The 16,701-nt window shown below is 62.7% G+C and carries 14 protein-coding genes and 4 pseudogenes; 7 read left to right on the top strand and 11 right to left on the bottom strand.

Going from position 1 to position 16,701, the window contains the following annotated elements:
- Positions 1-281 (bottom strand): annotated as a pseudogene (locus tag ASE04_RS16630) (efflux transporter outer membrane subunit); the annotation flags it as partial.
- Between the two features lie 180 nt (positions 282-461).
- Between ASE04_RS16630 and ASE04_RS16635 the strand changes: the two are divergent.
- From ASE04_RS16635 to ASE04_RS16655, 5 genes are all read left to right on the top strand, one after another.
- On the top strand, positions 462-917 hold the full coding sequence (locus ASE04_RS16635; RefSeq protein WP_156408826.1) for a MarR family winged helix-turn-helix transcriptional regulator: 456 nt from the start codon (positions 462-464) through the stop codon (positions 915-917).
- Positions 907-3,000, top strand: a complete 2,094-nt coding sequence (locus ASE04_RS16640; RefSeq protein ID WP_056819213.1) for an FUSC family protein — start codon at positions 907-909, stop codon at positions 2,998-3,000. Before ASE04_RS16635 ends, ASE04_RS16640 begins: the two co-directional genes overlap by 11 nt.
- Entirely contained in the window at positions 2,997-3,206 is a 210-nt protein-coding gene (locus ASE04_RS16645; protein ID WP_056819215.1) for a DUF1656 domain-containing protein, read from the top strand. The genes ASE04_RS16640 and ASE04_RS16645 overlap by 4 nt, the downstream gene beginning before the upstream one ends.
- On the top strand, positions 3,203-4,069 hold the full coding sequence (locus tag ASE04_RS16650) for an efflux RND transporter periplasmic adaptor subunit (RefSeq protein ID WP_056819217.1): 867 nt from the start codon (positions 3,203-3,205) through the stop codon (positions 4,067-4,069). Before ASE04_RS16645 ends, ASE04_RS16650 begins: the two co-directional genes overlap by 4 nt.
- A gap of 141 nt (positions 4,070-4,210) precedes the next feature.
- A complete protein-coding gene (locus tag ASE04_RS16655) occupies positions 4,211-5,260 on the top strand; it encodes an adenylate/guanylate cyclase domain-containing protein (RefSeq protein WP_244490445.1) in 1,050 nt (349 codons plus the stop codon).
- A 13-nt stretch (positions 5,261-5,273) separates the two neighbouring features.
- On the opposite strand, the gene pdxR is transcribed toward ASE04_RS16655, so the two are convergent.
- On the bottom strand, positions 5,274-6,686 hold the full coding sequence (gene pdxR, locus ASE04_RS16660; RefSeq protein ID WP_056819229.1) for a MocR-like pyridoxine biosynthesis transcription factor PdxR: 1,413 nt from the start codon (positions 6,684-6,686) through the stop codon (positions 5,274-5,276).
- Positions 6,687-6,817: 131 nt separating this feature from the next.
- Between pdxR and ASE04_RS16665 the strand changes: the two genes are divergently transcribed.
- Positions 6,818-7,480, top strand: coding sequence for a GNAT family N-acetyltransferase (locus ASE04_RS16665; protein WP_056819220.1), 663 nt, complete (start codon positions 6,818-6,820; stop codon positions 7,478-7,480).
- A gap of 96 nt (positions 7,481-7,576) precedes the next feature.
- Here the strand turns inward: ASE04_RS16665 and ASE04_RS16670 are convergent, their stop codons facing one another.
- The 6 genes and pseudogenes from ASE04_RS16670 to ASE04_RS32230 form a co-directional block, all read right to left on the bottom strand.
- Complete coding sequence (locus tag ASE04_RS16670) at positions 7,577-8,098, bottom strand: DUF1269 domain-containing protein (RefSeq protein ID WP_056819230.1); 522 nt, start codon at positions 8,096-8,098, stop codon at positions 7,577-7,579.
- A gap of 137 nt (positions 8,099-8,235) precedes the next feature.
- A complete protein-coding gene (locus tag ASE04_RS16675; protein WP_056819231.1) occupies positions 8,236-9,384 on the bottom strand; it encodes an alpha/beta hydrolase in 1,149 nt (382 codons plus the stop codon).
- A 289-nt stretch (positions 9,385-9,673) separates the two neighbouring features.
- On the bottom strand, positions 9,674-10,831 hold the full coding sequence (glf, locus tag ASE04_RS16680; RefSeq protein ID WP_056819222.1) for a UDP-galactopyranose mutase: 1,158 nt from the start codon (positions 10,829-10,831) through the stop codon (positions 9,674-9,676).
- 169 nt (positions 10,832-11,000) lie between these two features.
- Complete coding sequence (locus ASE04_RS16685) at positions 11,001-13,058, bottom strand: O-linked N-acetylglucosamine transferase, SPINDLY family protein (protein WP_082597384.1); 2,058 nt, start codon at positions 13,056-13,058, stop codon at positions 11,001-11,003.
- Between the two features lie 203 nt (positions 13,059-13,261).
- Positions 13,262-14,422, bottom strand: coding sequence for a hypothetical protein (locus ASE04_RS31010; RefSeq protein ID WP_162260533.1), 1,161 nt, complete (start codon positions 14,420-14,422; stop codon positions 13,262-13,264).
- 22 nt (positions 14,423-14,444) lie between these two features.
- Positions 14,445-15,302, bottom strand: a pseudogene (locus ASE04_RS32230) (beta strand repeat-containing protein); the annotation flags it as partial.
- Between ASE04_RS32230 and ASE04_RS31020 the strand changes: the two are divergent.
- The gene (locus ASE04_RS31020; protein ID WP_056819228.1) at positions 15,210-15,428 is read left to right on the top strand and encodes a hypothetical protein; all 219 of its coding nucleotides are present in this window, start codon (positions 15,210-15,212) and stop codon (positions 15,426-15,428) included. The pseudogene ASE04_RS32230 and the gene ASE04_RS31020 overlap by 93 nt on opposite strands.
- A gap of 15 nt (positions 15,429-15,443) precedes the next feature.
- On the opposite strand, the pseudogene ASE04_RS32235 reads toward ASE04_RS31020, so the two are convergent.
- From ASE04_RS32235 to ASE04_RS32245, 3 genes and pseudogenes are all read right to left on the bottom strand, one after another.
- Positions 15,444-15,575: pseudogene (locus ASE04_RS32235) on the bottom strand (hypothetical protein); the annotation flags it as partial.
- Complete coding sequence (locus ASE04_RS32240) at positions 15,515-16,039, bottom strand: hypothetical protein (protein ID WP_443216876.1); 525 nt, start codon at positions 16,037-16,039, stop codon at positions 15,515-15,517. The gene ASE04_RS32240 and the pseudogene ASE04_RS32235, both read right to left, overlap by 61 nt.
- 54 nt (positions 16,040-16,093) lie before the next feature.
- A pseudogene (locus ASE04_RS32245) lies at positions 16,094-16,675 on the bottom strand (beta strand repeat-containing protein); the annotation flags it as partial.
- Between the last annotated feature and the right edge of the window lie 26 nt (positions 16,676-16,701).

The raw sequence follows: 16,701 nt of genomic DNA on the forward strand, positions 1-16,701 counted from the left end.
AGCGAGCCGGCGCCGGCAACCGTCACGTTCGACGCTGCCGCATTGATGCGCTCCAGCGACTGCTGGATCGACAGGTTCTCATTCAGGCCCTGGCCAACGAGACCGTTCAGGCGCGTGTCACGATAGGCCGTCCACCAGGTGGCCATCGCAACGTCGCCGTCGCTCTTCGTGCCGCCTTCCTTGAACTTGGCCGGAAGCGGCATCTCCGGAGGAACGTGATCCGGACCGCTCACGCAGCCCGCGAGAACAGATAGTGCGGCGAGGGCTGCGTATTTGCGCATTGGGTCTCCGTCGATCTCAGGCGATTCACTAACGAAGCATTTCCGATCATGGTTAATATTTCCCTTCCGCCGCCCGCTTTTGCCAAATCGAAAGGCTTTGCTAACTAAAGTCGGCCGGCGACGGATGAATACCATTGAATTCTAATCGATAGGATGTTATCTAATTTCATGACCAAACAAATGAACAAAACGTGGGCCGAGTTTGCGCCTTTGCTGATGATCTGCGGGCGCGGATGGCGCCGGGCGTTGAACGCCGTTTTGACCGAGCACAAGCTTTCCGATGCCAGCGCCGCGCCGCTGATCACACTGCTGCGCCATGGCGATCGGATCCCGCAAAATGTGCTCGCCGAGCGCGTCGGGGTGGAAGGGCCGACGCTTGTTCGCGTGCTGGACAGTTTGGAGAATGACGGCTTGATCTGCCGGGTCCCCGATGAGACCGACAGACGGATCAAGCTGGTGCAACTCACCGGAGGGGGCACAGCGGTCGCCGAGCGCGCCGAAAGCTGTGCGGCAGAGCTGCGAGAGCAAATCCTTGGCGACATCGATCCGGACAAGGTCGAAGCCGCTCTGGTGGTTCTGCGCGCCATCGCGGACAAGACCGCGGCCCTAACCGGAATGCAGGACAATGAAGAATAGCCAGAATGCCGTCACCCCGACCGTGGGTGACGTTGTTTTCTCCCTGAAAACCTTTGCCGCAGCGATGCTCGCGCTTCTGATCGCGCTCTGCTTCGACCTGACGAACCCTTATTGGGCCGTCGGCACCGTCTATATCGTTGCGCATCCGCTGTCAGGTGCCAGCACCTCCAAGGCGATCTACCGACTGATCGGGACCGCGCTCGGCGGCACCATGACCGTCATCATGATACCCAATCTCGTCAGCTCGCCCGAGATGCTGACGCTTGCCATCGCTCTTTGGATGGCATTCTGCCTCGGGGTCAGTCTGCTCGACCGCACGCCGCGCAGCTATACCTTCATGCTGGCCGGATATACGACCGCGCTCACCGGCTTTCCGATCGTTGCGAGCCCGGATACGGCGTTCACTTATGCGACGGCCCGCGTCGAGGAAATTGCGCTCGGGATCATCTGCGCTGCCGTCGTCAATCGCATCTTTTTTCCGCGTCATGCCGGTCCGGTGCTGTCGGCCCGTATCGATGCCTGGCTGAAGGACGGCGCCGAGCTGGCGATCGGCACGCTGAAGGGGAAGGGGCGTGAGCCCGCGCTTCAGGCCGCCGCGCGCCGCCTTGCCGCCGATGCCGTCGATCTGCACAGCTTCACCACGCATGTCGCCTACGATACCTCCGATCTGCGCGATATGGTCGGCCGCGCCAGAACGCTGCAGCATCGCATGGTTGCGATGCTGCCGATCGTTTCCGGGCTTTCCGATGTGCTCCATGCCTTCGACACGGCGACGGAAGGCAAGCTGACGCCGGCGGTCAACGAACTGATCGAGCGCGTCACAGTATTTCTCACCGCCAAGACCGCACTCAGCGAAGACGAGCGGCAGCAGCTGCTGGCGCTGATGGATACCGCCGAAGAGGAGGGTCGCGAGCTGCAGGAATGGAGCGGGTTGCTTGCTCACAACTTCACGGCTCGCCTGCGCGATCTGCTGCAGATCTGGGGTGACTGCCTGACGCTGCGCCAGGATATCGAATCCGGCACGCGGCATGACCTGCGCTGGAAGCGTTTCGGTACTCTTTTCGATCATACACCGATCCACAAGGACTACGGGATGGCGATCCATTCCGGCCTCTCGGTGATGCTTGCGACATTCGTTGCGACGGGCATCTGGATCTACACCGGCTGGCCGCAGGGAAGTGCCGCGGCGATGATGGCCGGCGTGCTCTGCTGCATCTTCTCGACGATGGACGATCCGGCGCCGATGATGCTGAAATTTCTCTACGTCGCGATCGTCACTGTCGTTGCGGCCTTCATCTTCGAGTATGGCCTGATGCCGCTTGTGCATGGCTACGTTCCGCTTGCGGCGGCGCTCGGCCTGATGCTGGTTCCGGCCGGTCTCTTGATGACGCGGCCAAGCCTTGCCCTCTATGGGATGGGTTTCTGCGTGAACCTTCCGAACATGCTGAGCCTGCAGGATCGCCTCAATCTCGATCTCGCATCCTTCCTCAACTCGAACTTGGCGATGATTGTCGGCATGATCGTCGCTTGCGGAACGACCGCGCTGGTTCGCTCCGTCGGCGCCGAATGGACGGCGTATCGGGTTCTGCGTTCCGGCTGGGCCGATATCGTGGCGGTCGCACGCAAGGCTGATGGTCCCGATTTCGCCAAGCTCCTCTATCGCATGGTCGACCGTTTCGGGCTTGTCGCACCGCGTCTGGCGACGGTCCCGGCGGAGTCGGCCGTCGCCCAGACCGATATCCTGCGCGATCTGCGCAACGGTCTGAACACGATGGAACTGCAGCGGCATCGCCAGTTGCTATCGGTCGACAAGCGCGACGCCATCGACAACGTCCTCTCGGGCGTCGCCGCCCATTATCAGCGCAAGCAGAAGCAGCGCGATGCGCAGCCTGGCGAAGGTCTGCTCGATGCGCTCGATCAGGCGCTGATGCAGCTGATCGGCCTTGCGAAGTCGTCCGCCGTGGAAGGCGCATGCCGTGCGATCACGGCGCTTCGCTACAGTCTTTATCCGGATGCCGCCGCAGCGTTGCCGACCATCGGCACCAAGGCAGGCCTCCACATCGTAAAGGAGAACGCAGCATGAGACCGGAAATCGATCTTTATGGCGTCTTCATCCCCACGCTCGGCGCCATCGCCGTTATCGCTTTTGTCCTCAATGCCATCCTGAGGCGCGTGCTGGCCCATGCCGGTTTCTATCGCCTCGTCTGGCATCGGCCGCTCTTCGATACGGCAATGTATTTCTGCCTGCTCGGTGCGCTGGCCCTCTATCTCAATAAGGTGTCGTTATGAAATCGCTTCTCGCATACTCCGGCCGTTTCCTGGTCACTGGCGCTGTCGTTGCGCTGGCCGGTGTCCTTGGCTGGCATCTTTGGGACTACTACATGGATGAGCCCTGGACGCGGGACGGCAAGGTGCGCGCCGACGTGGTGCGTATCGCCTCCGATGTCTCGGGCATCGTCAGCGAAGTCGATGCCGCCGACAATCAGGCTGTCCGCAAGGGTGATGTGATCTTCCGCATCGACCAGGCTCGTTTCGAGCTCGCTCTGCGGCAGGCCGAAGCGCAGATGGAAAGCGCCAAGGCGGCGCTCGATATGGCCAACAGTGACCTCGATCTCTACCGCAAGCTCGGCGAGAGTTCCGTGACCCGCCAGAAGATCCAGCAGGCCGAGACCACTGTCCAGCAGGATCAGGCCACCTATCACCAGGCCGTCGTCAGCCGTGATACCGCCCAGCTCAATCTGGATCGATCCGTCGTTCGTGCGCCAGTCAACGGCATACTCACGAACTTCTCGATGCGGCCCGGCAATTACGTGACGGCGGGCAGTGCCGTGACTGCGCTGATCGACAGCGATTCCTACTACATCTCCGGCTACTTCGAGGAAAACAAGCTCGATCGCATCAAGGTCGGTGATGACGCTCTCGTCTATCTGATGGGCAGCAAGACACCGCTCAAGGGCCATGTTGCCGGCGTTGCCGGTGGCATAGAGGACCGCGAGCGCAGCGATACCGCCGCTCAGCTCGCAAACGTCAATCCGACCTTCACCTGGGTTCGGCTTGCGCAGCGCGTGCCGGTGCGTGTTGCCCTCGACGATCTGCCTGAAGGGACGGCGCTTGTCGCCGGCCGCACGGCAAGCGTGACCATCACCGAATGATCCAGCGGCGACCATAAAGGTCGCCTGCTTTCAAGCTCCCGTTCCGAGCGTCCCTCGTCTGGGCGGGTGCGCAGGCGAGCCTGCCAATATAGCCAGGCACGCCTCACACACAAAGGGACGCTCGGGACCAAGGAGACAATCGTGGACGATCGCCGCGCCTTTCGCTGGGACAGCACCCGCATCGTCGAACGGGTCTCGCAATACGAACTGGCCAATCCCGGCGAGTTTGCCGACAACTGGCTGCGTTCGGCGTTCCATGAGCTCGAGACGAGCGGCGCAAGCGAACTGCGTCGCAGCTTCGGCTCGGGAGCGCCGGCCGATTTCTACCTCTTGCAGGAGCTGAAGAACGAAGGTTACACCGATTTCATCGCGATGGCACACCGCTTCGGCGAGGGTGGATCGATCGGTGACATCGACTGCTTCTTCTCGCATTTCGCGACGCGCTCTCAGGGAGGCTTCAGCGATGGCGATCTTGCTTCGCTGCGTGAGTTGCTGCTCTGTCTCGCGCTGGCGGTGAAGTGCGTCACGCTCAGCGGCGTTGCAGGCACGATCGCCAAGGTCTATCTCGGCCAGGACGCCGCCGATCAGGTTCTGCACGGCAAGATCACGCGTGGGCGAAGCGACCGCATCTCGGCCGCACTCTGGTTCTCGGATCTGGCGAACTTCACCCATATTTCTGACACCGTGGATTCCGAAGAGATCATTCCGATGCTCAACGACTACGCCGACGCGGTCATCTCCTCGATCCAGGAAGCCGGCGGCGAAGTTCTGAAGCTGATGGGCGACGGCACCCTGGCAATCTTCAAGGGACAAAAGCCGAGCGAAGCCTGTGCCGCCGCGCTGACGGCGCGTGCGCTGCTCGACAGGCGCCTGTCCGATCTCACGGCCCGGCGTCGGATCGAGGGGCGGCCGTTCACGGATGTCTATCTCGGCCTGCATATGGGCGACGTTTTCTACGGCAACATCGGCAGCAAGGATCGTCTCGACTTCACGGTCATCGGCCCTGCCGTGAATGAGGTGAGCCGCATCGTTTCGCTCTGTCGTTCGCTGCAGCGCCAGGTGCTGATGTCCGCCAGTTTCGCGGCCATCGTGCCGCCGACGCAGATGGATAGTCTTCTGTCGATCGGCCAGCACGTTCTTCGCGGCGTCAATCGCGCGCAGGAACTCTTCACGATGCTCCCCGGCATCTAGGGACTACGCCACCTCAACCCTTCGCCAACACATCCGCGATCGTCTGCGCGACCTTTTCGGCACTCTCCGGCAAGGAACGGGCGATGCCGAACAGCAGGCCGGAACGAGCGCGGCCCTCGAAGAAGCGTGACATGGCCTGCGGGGCAATGCCCTTGTCGTGCAGCTTCCTGACGACGGTCGTGTCATCCGTGCTCTGGTCATGAAACCAGCTGGCGAGCTGGAGACCGCCGGAGCCGGTTTCCAGCGAAATGAGGTGGCCGCAACGGTTGCTTAACGCCTCCCGCGTCGCTTGCATGCGCTCGGCATAACGCGTGTTCCTCTGCCGGAGATAGGCTCGCAACCGACCGTCGCGAATGAAATCCGCAAGGGCAGCCTGGATGTGAACCGGCACGCCAATTCCGCGAAGCCGCAGCGTTTCCACGGCCTGCGACAACAGCCAGCGTGGCAGTACGGCATAGGCAACACGAATGCCGGGGGCAAGGATCTTCGAAAAGGTCCCGAGATAGGCGACCGTTGCATGGCGATCGATGCCCTGCAGCGCCGCGATCGGTCTGGAGCCATACTGGAAATCGCTGTCGTAGTCGTCCTCGAGGATGAGCGCGCCGCTCTTGTGCGCCAATTCCAGTAGCGCAAGCCGCCGCTGAAGGCTCATCGTCGCTCCGGTCGGGTATTGATGCGACGGCGTGACATAGATGAGGCCGGGCGGCAGGCCTTCTGCACGGGTGACGTCAATGCCCGCCTCGTCGCAAGGGACGGGGACGATCCGTGCGCCGGCCGCCGTCAGAAGGGCTTTAGCGGAGGCATAGCCCGGTTCCTCCACCCATGCGACGCTGTTGCCGGATGCGCGCAACTGGAGGAAGGCCAGCAGATCGATGGCGGCTCGCGTCGAGGGCAGGATCACGACCTGGTCGGGGTGGGCGACGACACCGCGGATCGCCGAGAGATGTTCAACGATCGCCTCTCGCAGGTTCGCCGCGCCGCCGGCATCTTCGTAGCCTAGTTCGAGGACCCTCATGCTTCTCGCACGACTGCCGAGGTATCGGGCCCAGGTCGCCCGTGGGAAGTCTTCGAGATCCGGAACGCCCGGCTGGAGCATCATGAGATGGGATCGGGGGGCCGCCGCCGAAGCAGACGCCGGTCTTTCGCGGGGTGGCGTCACGGCCGACATGGAGAGCGCCGCGACGCGACAACAGGAGCCTGTTGCCGCCTCCAGGAAGCCTTCGGCTTTCAGCCGTTCATAAGCGCCGACAACGGTCGAACGCGCAATGCCGAGCGACGAGGCCAGCCCGCGCGTCGGGGGTACGCGGTGTCCCGGTCCGATCTGTCCACCGAGGATGCGGTCCCTTATGCCGCGATAGACCTGTCCCTCCAGATCGCCTGCATCACGATCCAGGGATAGCCAGGCAGGCGGGTTGCTTGGGCTCACAGCTTTCAAAGTGGTTTGCCAAAAATAGATAAAGTGGACGTGGATAGCATACCTCTTCTGTAGCAGAGAGGAGTTGGTGGTGGAACTGGCGCGGCGCGCTTGCCCTACCGAGCACCTGATGAGGAATGACAATGGAACTCTCGCACTGGAACGGCGTCCCGCGCCCCGATCCGATCGTCATCGAAGGCCGTTACGCGCGGCTGGAACCGCTCGATGCCGCCAAGCATGGGGCCGATCTGTTTGCCTCCGCTCAGCAGCCGGGCGCGGACGATCGTTTCCGGTATCTCTTCGAGGAGGCGCCGGCCGATATGGCCGCGTTCATGCCATGGCTCGAAAAGGCCGCCACGTCGCCGGATCCGATGTTCTTCGCGGTCATCGACAAGAGGACCGGTCGGGCAGAGGGACGACAGGCACTCATGCGGATCGATGCCGCCCATGGCGTCATCGAGATCGGCAGCATTCTCTGGGGGCCGGCCATCGCCCGCAGTCGCGTTACCACCGAAGCTCTCTACCTGTTTGCCAGCCACGCATTCGACACGCTGGGCTACCGGCGCTTCGAATGGAAATGCAACGATCTCAACGAACCGTCGAAGCGGGCAGCACTTCGCTTCGGCTTCAGCTTCGAAGGCGTTTTCCGCCAGCACATGGTAGCAAAGGGGAAGAACCGCGATACTGCCTGGTTTGCGATCATCGATGCGGATTGGCCGCGCCTCAAGGTCGCCTATGAAGCCTGGTTGAGCCCTGACAACTTCGATGAAGCGGGACAGCAGAAAACAAAGCTGCGTTTCGATTGACCGCGCCGCGATAGGAAGTCGCGTGCCCATATCGAGGCGCGCGACGGTAGCGATTGAAGGCTATTGTGCCCGCTGAGTCAGCGTACAGGTCTTCCTTCACGGTGCAGCGGTTGCTCCGGAGAGCGCCTTTCTCAGCCGTTCTTCCTGTTCGGGTGCGAGCGAGGTCTTGAGAACGCGTCCGCGCAGTCCTTCGAACTCGGCCATGACCTTTTCAGGCTGGACCTTGCGGATAAGCACGAAAAGCGCCGAGGATGAGTTCGGAATGGTCGAGCCGAGCGACTTGATGAACTCGTCGTCGATGCCGTAGTCGGCAAGCGAGCCCGAGATCGCGCCGGCGCCCGCTCCCACCAGCCCGCCGATTGCAAAGCCGGCGAGGGGGTTGAGGAAGAGTAGCCCCACGAGACCGCCCCATATCGATCCCGACAGCAGGCCCGACGTCGCGCCGATTGCCGTCAGGTTCATGCTCTGCTTGAGATGAACCTTGCCCGTCTCGTCGCGCACGACAACCACGGCATCCTCGAGATCGACCAGATATTCCTTCTTCAGGCCGGCGAGCTTAACCAGCACCTTGTCCGCTTCGTCCATTGCATCGAAGCCGATGACTACGAGTTCCGACATTTCTGCTTTCCTTTCCGCTTCCGTCTTGAATGGCATGCTGAATGTGGCGCGGTTCGCCGTGCCAAAAGAGCGTGGCTACGACCGCGGGAATGTCGTGTTCGAAAGGCCGATCGATGCCGCAATGGCAGCGATGCGGCTTATTGTGTCAGAGGTTGAGGCACGAGATCGCCCTGAAGTGTTTCGTCTGCCTTCTTGGGCTTTTTCCGAAGCTGCAGCGGCTGTTCGATGATCGTGACGGGGGCGGCGACAGCCGTTGCCGTGACGTTGCCGATCGTGGTCACCGTGCCGCCGACAACGGCGGTCAGGCCCTGTCCGAGCGTCACGTTGGAATCCGTCAGTGGTTGTCCGGCGATCAGGCGCTGGCCGATCAACTGAACGATCTCGGGGCTCTCGGCGAACTTGCCGTGGTTGAGCCTGTCCCCGCCCTTTACCTTGGTCAGATCGATTGCGGTGATGCCGGCTTCCTCGAGCTTGGTTCGATACGGCTCGACGGTCGGATCGATCGCGCCGAGGCGAGAAACCTTGCCGGTAATGAAACTGGATACCGCAAGCGCCTTGTCGTCCTGCGAGACGAAAATGGTGAACTTCGGATGCGGCGTTCCCATTTCGGCATACTGCTTCGCGAAGACCTGAATATCGATATCGGGCGAGGCGAGGATCACGTTTTGGATCTTCGAATTGACGCGACCGTCGCGGATCCCCATCTGCCGGAGCGATTCCATCGCCAGCCACGTGCCCATCGAATGGGCGAGGATGGTGATGTCCTTGACCTCAGGATCCTGTGCGAGTGTTCGCAGCGTCTGCTCCAGGGCCGTGCGCGAATAGTTGGTGCTTTCCTTGTCGTATTCGTAGGCGGTCAGCTGAGCGCGGGACGGCCAGGTGAAAAGGATCGGTGTTGCCTGCATGCCGCTGTCGTGGACGATCTGGGCGAGGCGGAAGACGGAGTCCTCGTACTTATTGTTGAAGCCGTGCACGAAGACCAGCGCGCGTCCGCCTTCGCTGTGGGTGCGGAACCAGGCCCGGCCTTCCGGCAAGGTCGCGATCTGCTTGACGCGGGTGACGGCAAAATCCGTGGCCGGGTTCGGTGGCAGCCGCTTTGGCCATTGGACCGTGCCGGATTCGCGCTTGGGCGGGATCGAGACGGCAACATCGGTCAGGTAGGGCTTCGGGCTGCGTTCGCCGTTGAAAAGCGTCGTCGGGTCGCCCGATGGCTCTCGCGTCGTCGCGACCAGCATATCGACCTGTGTGGTCTTTGGGGTAGCCGCGGTCAGTTGGACCGGTTCCATGACACCGGTTGGATGGCCGCATGCCGTCAGAAAAACGGCGGCAAGAAGTGGCGCTAGCCTCCGAAGAGCCCGGGCTGCTATCACGTTTTCGATCCCCTCATTGAAGCGGGCCATCCTTAGGAGGCGGCTGCGACGAACGAAAGTACGTTACAGTAACGACAGGGATGTTACATCCCATTTTCGGCGTCGACGTGCGCGACGGGATATTCGCGACGAAGGCATATGATGCCTGAACGCCAGACGCCGGGAGCGGCGAACCGCTTCCCGGCGTCAATGGCAATGCCTGATCTTACACCGGAGAGTGCAGGAAGGCCGGCATCTTGCTGCCTTCCGCGATCTTTGCGAGGTAGAGACGGGCGGTGTCGAGCGCCTCGCGGATCGTCACGTCCATATCGAGGTAGCGATAGGTACCGAGGCGACCGACGAAGGTTACCGACGCTTCCTGCTCGGCGCGGGTGACATATTCCGCCAGCTGAGCCTTATCCTCGACAAGCCGCACCGGATAGTAGGGGATGTCCTGCGGGCCGCATTCGCGCGAGAATTCGCGATAGCAGACCGAGCCGGCATGCTCTTCCCACGGCGAGAAGTGCTTGTGTTCGGTGATGCGGGTGAAAGGCACCTCGACGTCGCCGTAGTTCATGACGGCGCAGCCCTGATAGTCGCCCTGATAGCTGAAACGCTCGAAGTCCAAGGTCCGGTAAGCCAGTCGGCCGAGTTCGAAGTCGAAGTAGCCGTCGAGCGGGCCCGAATAGAAGACGTGCCCGGCGTCTGGGCCCTCGCTGCGATGAAACTGCGTCTCCAGCTTCACGGTGATGTTCGGATGATCGAGAATACGGTCGATCATGTCGGTGTAACCGTTCTCCGGCATGCCCTGATATTTGTGGAAGAAGTAGTTGTCGTCGTAGTTGAAGCGCACCGGCAGACGCTTCAGGATCGAGGCCGGCAGATCGGTCGGCGAGCAGCCCCATTGCTTCTGGGTGTAGCCTTTGAAGAAGGCCTCGTACAAATCCTTGCCGACGAAGCGCATGGCCTGCTCCTCGAAGGTCTGCGGATCGGCGATCGACTTGTCGGCCTTCTCGTCGATGAATGCACGGGCCTCGTCGGGCCGGAACGTCTTGCCGAAGAACTGATTGATCGTGTGCAGGTTGACCGGGAGCGAATAGACTTGCTCGCCGCTCGTGGTCTTCACACGGTTCTTGTACGGCATGAAGGTCTGGAAACTGTTCACGTAGTCCCACACTTCCGAATCGTCGGTGTGGAAGATGTGAGGTCCGTAGATGTGGATCATCACACCCGTCTCGGCATCGCGCTCGGTATGGCAGTTGCCGGCGATGTGCTTGCGGGAATCGATGATCTCGACTTCATAACCCGCGAGCGCAAGCTCGCGTCCGATGACGGCCCCGGAAAGCCCGGCGCCGACAATGACGATCTTTTCCTTCACTGACATTGCAAAACTGATCCTGTCTGGTGTTTCCCCATCCGGATCGTGCGCGGCGTGATCGCCCTAACCCCTGATCCGGCTTTCCCTCGGCGCCGCTTCTTCCGACAGCCGATACTGTCGCGTGAAGCGTAAGCCGCAAGTCGATCAATCCGATCCGACTTGCGGCGCCGCCCGATTATTTCGCGCGTGAGCCCGGTTCGGGCCACAGCCGCTTGTCGCGGGCGATCGGCGAGTAGTCGTGCCACTTCGCAAGCTTGTCGATGTAGCGCTGCCTGTGTGCCTGCTCGTTCTCGAACTCAATATTCTCGAGCGCGATCTCCGCACCGATCTCGTAGTAGATGTCGAGATTGGTGAGGTCAGGCACCGGGATTTCGCCGCGTTCGCCTTCGCCCTGCATCTGCCAGAAGAGTTCTTCGAGGCGACGGGCAAGTGCCGGGATATCGCGGAGCACGCTGGTTTCGCGCTGGCGCTCGAGCGAGGCCCTGACATCGGCGAGGCCCTTGCGGTCCCGCTCGAAGGCGATGGCGCGGGCAACGTATTCGTCCGGCGTCGCGCAGATCATCTCCGGGATACCGGCGGCCGCGACGATGCTGGCGCAGAAGCGGGCCGCGAAGGTCTTGCCCGGCACGGTAAGGATCGGAAGGCCCGACGTGATGGCGTCGGCGGCCGTCGAATGCGCGCCATAGGGGAAGGTGTCGAGGAACAGATCGGCGAGCCCGATACGCGCAAGATGGTTCGGGTTCGTCGCCTTCGGCGCGAAGATGAGCCGCTCGGGCGCGATACCGCTCTTCTCGGCGGTCTGGCGCAGGCGCTCGTTCGCAACTTCGTCCCCCGTCAGCAGCCACAGGAGACTGCCGGGCGTCGCGGCGAGGATCTTCATCCAGCGGCCGAAGCATTCGGCCGTGATCTTCTGCATGCCGTTGAAGCTGGCGTAGACGAATGCATCGTCGGGCAGGCCGACTTCGGCGCGGGTTGGCCGCGGGGCAATCGTGCGCTTGCGGTCAAGCGGCTGATCGCAGGCGATCCGCAGGACCTTCTCGGTGTAATAGATCTCGTTCTCGGGCGGAACGATATGGTTGTCGGTGATCAGATACTGGTGGAACGGGCTCGCCATCGAGCCGGGATAGCCGCAGAAGTTCACGATGATCGGCGCCGGACGATAGGCGAAGATCTTCGTGCGGGCATGCTTGGTGTAGCCGTTCACGTCGATCAGGATGTCGATCTCGTCGGCGATGATCTGAGTGGCAGCCGCGACATCGTCGACATCGTGGATGTCGCGCCAGCAATGCACGGCGTTCTTGATCCGCTCCTGCGTCGAATCGCTCGTGCGCACGTCGCCGCAGTAATAGCCGAAGATTTCGACGCTGCTCTTGTCGTGTAGCTCAAGAACTTCGCAGAGCGCGAAGCCGACGGCGTGGTCACGAAGATCCGAGGAAAGGTAGCCGACGCGCAAGGGCTTGCCTGTCCCGACCTTTGCCTTCGCCGTCCGGCGTGGAAAGCGGCTGAGATCAGGCCGGCTGCCGACGAGCGTCTTGTTGTAGCGGTAGGCCTTGGCCAGTTGGAACATCGGGTCGTCGGAATAGCAGCTCAGCGTCAGCGAAGACATCGCATCGAGCATCTTGCGAGCCGGAATATGCGCCGACGGCGCGAGGATCGGCCACTTGCACTGGCGCTGCCGCAGCGATGCCCAGTGCTGGCCGGCTTCGGCGTGTTCGGGCTGCAGAGAGAAGGCCTGCAGCAGTGCGGTTTCCGCCTCTTCAAGCTTGCCGGCGCCTTCGAGGACGCGACCGATGTTCTGCAGGACCATATGGCGATGATTGAGGCCGTCCGGCGTAATCTGCGAGGTGGCGTCGGCGTACTGGCGCCATTGCTCGACGGCAGCGCCGATCTGACCGAAGTCCTCAAGCGCGCGGCCGAGGTTAACGTGTGCCGGACCGAACTGCGGATTGAACTTCAGGCAGGTTCGCAGCGCCTGGATGGCGGCGGCGCGATCGCCGGCTTGCGTCAGCGCAACCGCGTAGTTGAAGTAGACGAGATGAACGGCGGGATTGCTGTCGTTGAAGGCGACCCAGTTCTTGTAGAGATCGGCGGCGGCGGCATGTTGCCCGGCCGCGCCCAGCGTCTCTGCGATATGCAGCAGATCCACGAGGGACAGTCGCTGGCTACGGGCAAGTTCCACGGCACCGGAGGCGGCAGGAATCTGATTCTGGGTATGTGCGTGATTGGCGTTCATGGACATCCTGCGGCAAGACGACCGAGTCGGTCGGGAGTAGGTAAAATGGAGCGGTGTGCGCTTATTTAGCTACTGCGGATAGCTTGCCTGGAACTGGATGCCGCCTGGCGGAAAGTGCCGCTGGGGCAGGGGAAGCAGAGGTGTGGAAGGTTCGTCGCAAAAGAGGATGCGGCGCGGATTTCTCCGCGCCGCATGATTTCAGATTACTGGTAGCGGGCTGCGATGAGAGCCGCGACCTGATCGGCGTTCAGCGAGCTGACCTGCTGGCTGGTGAAGGCCTCAAGCTGGTTGGTTCCCAGGCCGGCGATATCGTCGGTCGACAGTCCGGCCAGAGCCTTCGTGCTGATCGCTGCGATCTCGTCGGTCAGGAAGGTCGCAACTTCGTCCGAGGACATCGCTGCGAGCTGGCTGGAGCTCAGGGAGCCGATCTGCGAGCTCGTCAGAGCTGCGACCTGATCGGAATTCATCGCTTCTACCTGGCCGCTGCTCAGTGCAGCGATCTGGTTTGCCGTCAGAACCGCAACCTGGCCGCTACCGAGGCCGGTGACGGCGTCGGTGGTCAGCGAGGTAACCTGAGCCGCCGTCAGCGCGCCGACCTGTTCGGTCGTCAGCGAGCCGATCTGGCTGGAGGCCAGGGTGGCAACCTGCGTCGTCGTCAGAGCAGCGACCTGAGCCTTCGACAGAGCGACGAGCTGGGAGGATTCCAGTCCGGCGATCGTGGTGGTCGAGAGGCTGGCCAGGGCCTTCGTGTTGATGGCAGCGAGCTCATCCGTCGTGAAGGTAGCGATATCGTCGGTGCTGAGACCGCCGATCTGCGCTGCCGACAGGACCGCGATCTGGCTGCTGGTCAGTGCCGAAACCTGTGCGGTTTCGAGCGAAGCCAGCTGATCGCTCTTCAGACCGCCAACCTGAACCGAGGACAGCGCGCTGATCTGGCTGGAAGCGAGACCTGAGAGAGCATCGGTTGTGAGGGCGCCGACCTGRGAGGCGGTGAGGGCTGAGAGGTGAGCGGTGTCGATGGCGCTGATCTGTGCGGAGACGAGGGCTGCAACCTGACCTGTGGAGAGGGATGCAATCTGCGTCTTGGTGAGGGCAGCGACCTGCGAGGAGGCCATACCCGACAGGATGTCGGTACCGAGACCGGCGAGTGCCTTGGTGCTGATGGCGGCGATGTCGTCTGTCGAGAAGGAGGCGATATCGTCGGAGTTCAGCGCCTGCAGCTGACCGGAGCTGAGAGCCGCGACCTGGGCGCTGCCGAGGGCTTCGATCTGTAGAGGCGGTGAGGGCTGAGAGGTGAGCGGTGTCGATGGCGCTGATCTGTGCGGAGACGAGGGCTGCAACCTGACCTGTGGAGAGGGATGCAATCTGCGTCTTGGTGAGGGCAGCGACCTGCGAGGAGGCCATACCCGACAGGATGTCGGTTCCTAGACCGGCGAGTGCCTTGGTGCTGATGGCGGCGATATCGTCTGTCGAGAAGGAGGCGATATCGTCGGAGTTCAGCGCCTGCAGCTGACCGGAGCTGAGAGCCGCGACCTGGGCGCTGCCGAGGGCTTCGATCTGTGTGGAGTCGAGAGCCTGGAGCTGTGCCGAGTTCAGCGTGGCGACCTGGGTTGCGGTCAGCGCGCCGATCTGGTCGGAGGTGAGGCCGACAACCGCGTCGGTCGTCAGAGCCGCGACCTGTTTTGCCGTCAGGGCGGTGATCTGCGAGCTGTTGATCGCTGCCAGCTGCTCGGAGCCGAGGACGGCGACCTGACCGGTGCCGAGGGCTGCGAGCTGAGCCTTGGTGAGGGCCGCGATCTGCGAGGAGGCCATCGTCGAGAGCGTGTCGGTCTGCAGGCCGCCAAGGGCGCCGGTGCTGATGGCGGCGATCTCGTCGGTGGAGAAGGTGGCGATCTCGTCGGAGGACATGGCCGCCAGGTCACCGGAGGTCAGGGCCGCGATCTGTGCGCTCGACAGGGCGTCGACCTGCGCGGAGTCGAAGGCTGCGACCTGATCGGTGGTGAGCGCCGCGATCTGGACCTTGGTCAGGCCGGTGATCTGGTTGGTGCTGAGGCCGGCGACGGTATCGGTGGTCAGGGCGGCAACCTGCTTGGCGGTCAGGGCGCTGACCTGCGAAGAGGCCAGACCTGCGATCTGCGAGGAGCCGAGGAGGTGGACCTGATCGGTGGAGAGAGCAGCGATCTGTGCGGTCTTGAGGGCCGCGACCTTGTCGCTTGTCAGCGACGAGACCTGATCGGTGGTCAATCCGGAGAGCGACTTGACGGCGATGGAGGCCACTTCGTCGGTGGTGAAGGTGGCGATATCGTCGGTCGAGAGCGATCCGATCTGGGTAGCGCTGAGGGCGCTGACCTGGCTGCTGGTCAGGGCTGATATCTGCGAGGTGTCGAGCGCCGAGAGCTGGCCGGAGGTAAGGCCGGTGATCTGGGCGTTGGAGATGGCGGCAACACCTTCGGTGGTCAGGCCGACGATGGCGTCGGTGGTGAAGGCGGCAACCTGCTTGGCGCTAAGACCTGCGATCTGCGCGGAGGTGCGGTGTCGAGGCCCGACAGGGACTTGACGTTGATGGCGGCGATCTCGTCGGTTGCGAAGGCAGCGAGGTCGTCGGTGCTGAGCGCCTTGACCTGGGTTGCCGAGAGCGATGCGACCTGGCTGCTGGTCAGGGCTTCGAGCTGGGTGGATTCCAGCGAGGTGATCTGGCCGGAGGTCAGAGCCGCGACCTGGACCTTGGAGAGCGAGGCAACCTGGCTGGTGGTCAGGCCGACAAGCGCGTCCGTCGTCAGAGACGCAACCTGCTTGGCGCTGAGGCCTGCGATCTGCGAGCTGTTGAGCGCGCCAACCTGTTCGGAGCCCATGGCCGCGACCTGGCCGGTGGAGAGTGCTGCGACCTGAGCCTTGGASAGGGCTGCGATCTGCGAGGAGGCGAGCGAGGTGACCGTTGCGGTGTCGAGGCCCGACAGGGACTTGACGTTGATGGCGGCGATCTCGTCGGTTGCGAAGGCAGCGAGGTCGTCGGTGCTGAGCGCCTTGACCTGGGNGGAGATGGCGGCAACACCTTCGGTGGTCAGGCCGACGATGGCGTCGGTGGTGAAGGCGGCAACCTGCTTGGCGCTAAGACCTGCGATCTGCGCGGAGGAGAGGGCGCCAACCTGTTCGGAGCCCATGGCCGCGACCTGGCCGGTGGAGAGTGCTGCGACCTGAGCCTTGGASAGGGCTGCGATCTGCGAGGAGGCGAGCGAGGTGACCGTTGCGGTGTCGAGGCCCGACAGGGACTTGACGTTGATGGCGGCGATCTCGTCGGTTGCGAAGGCAGCGAGGTCGTCGGTGCTGAGCGCCTTGACCTGGGCTGCCGAGAGCGATGCGACCTGGCTGCTGGTCAGGGCTTCGAGCTGGGTGGATTCCAGCGAGGTGATCTGGCCGGAGGTCAGAGCCGCGACCTGRACCTTGGAGAGCGAGGCAACCTGGCTAGTGGTCAGACCGACAAGCGCGTCCGTCGTCACTGCAGCAACCTGCTTGGCGCTGAGGCCGGCGATCTGCGAGCTGTTGAGGGCGGCGACCTGGTCGGAGCCCATGGATGCAACCTGAGTGGTGCTCAGTGCTGCGAGCTGCGTCTTCGTCAGAGCTGCGACCTGCGAGGAGGCGAAGG

This window comes from Rhizobium sp. Root708, assembly GCF_001429725.1.
GTDB lineage: Bacteria > Pseudomonadota > Alphaproteobacteria > Rhizobiales > Rhizobiaceae > Rhizobium.

Coding starts and splice junctions, on each gene's coding strand:
- ASE04_RS16645 (WP_056819215.1), top strand. CDS start 2,997: ATGAGACCGGAAATCGATCTTTATGGCGTCTTCATCCCCACGCTCGGC.
- ASE04_RS16665 (WP_056819220.1), top strand. CDS start 6,818: ATGGAACTCTCGCACTGGAACGGCGTCCCGCGCCCCGATCCGATCGTC.
- ASE04_RS16685 (WP_082597384.1), bottom strand. CDS start 13,058: ATGAACGCCAATCACGCACATACCCAGAATCAGATTCCTGCCGCCTCC.
- ASE04_RS16635 (WP_156408826.1), top strand. CDS start 462: ATGAACAAAACGTGGGCCGAGTTTGCGCCTTTGCTGATGATCTGCGGG.
- ASE04_RS16640 (WP_056819213.1), top strand. CDS start 907: ATGAAGAATAGCCAGAATGCCGTCACCCCGACCGTGGGTGACGTTGTT.
- ASE04_RS16675 (WP_056819231.1), bottom strand. CDS start 9,384: ATGGAACCGGTCCAACTGACCGCGGCTACCCCAAAGACCACACAGGTC.
- ASE04_RS16650 (WP_056819217.1), top strand. CDS start 3,203: ATGAAATCGCTTCTCGCATACTCCGGCCGTTTCCTGGTCACTGGCGCT.
- ASE04_RS16670 (WP_056819230.1), bottom strand. CDS start 8,098: ATGTCGGAACTCGTAGTCATCGGCTTCGATGCAATGGACGAAGCGGAC.
- glf (WP_056819222.1), bottom strand. CDS start 10,831: ATGTCAGTGAAGGAAAAGATCGTCATTGTCGGCGCCGGGCTTTCCGGG.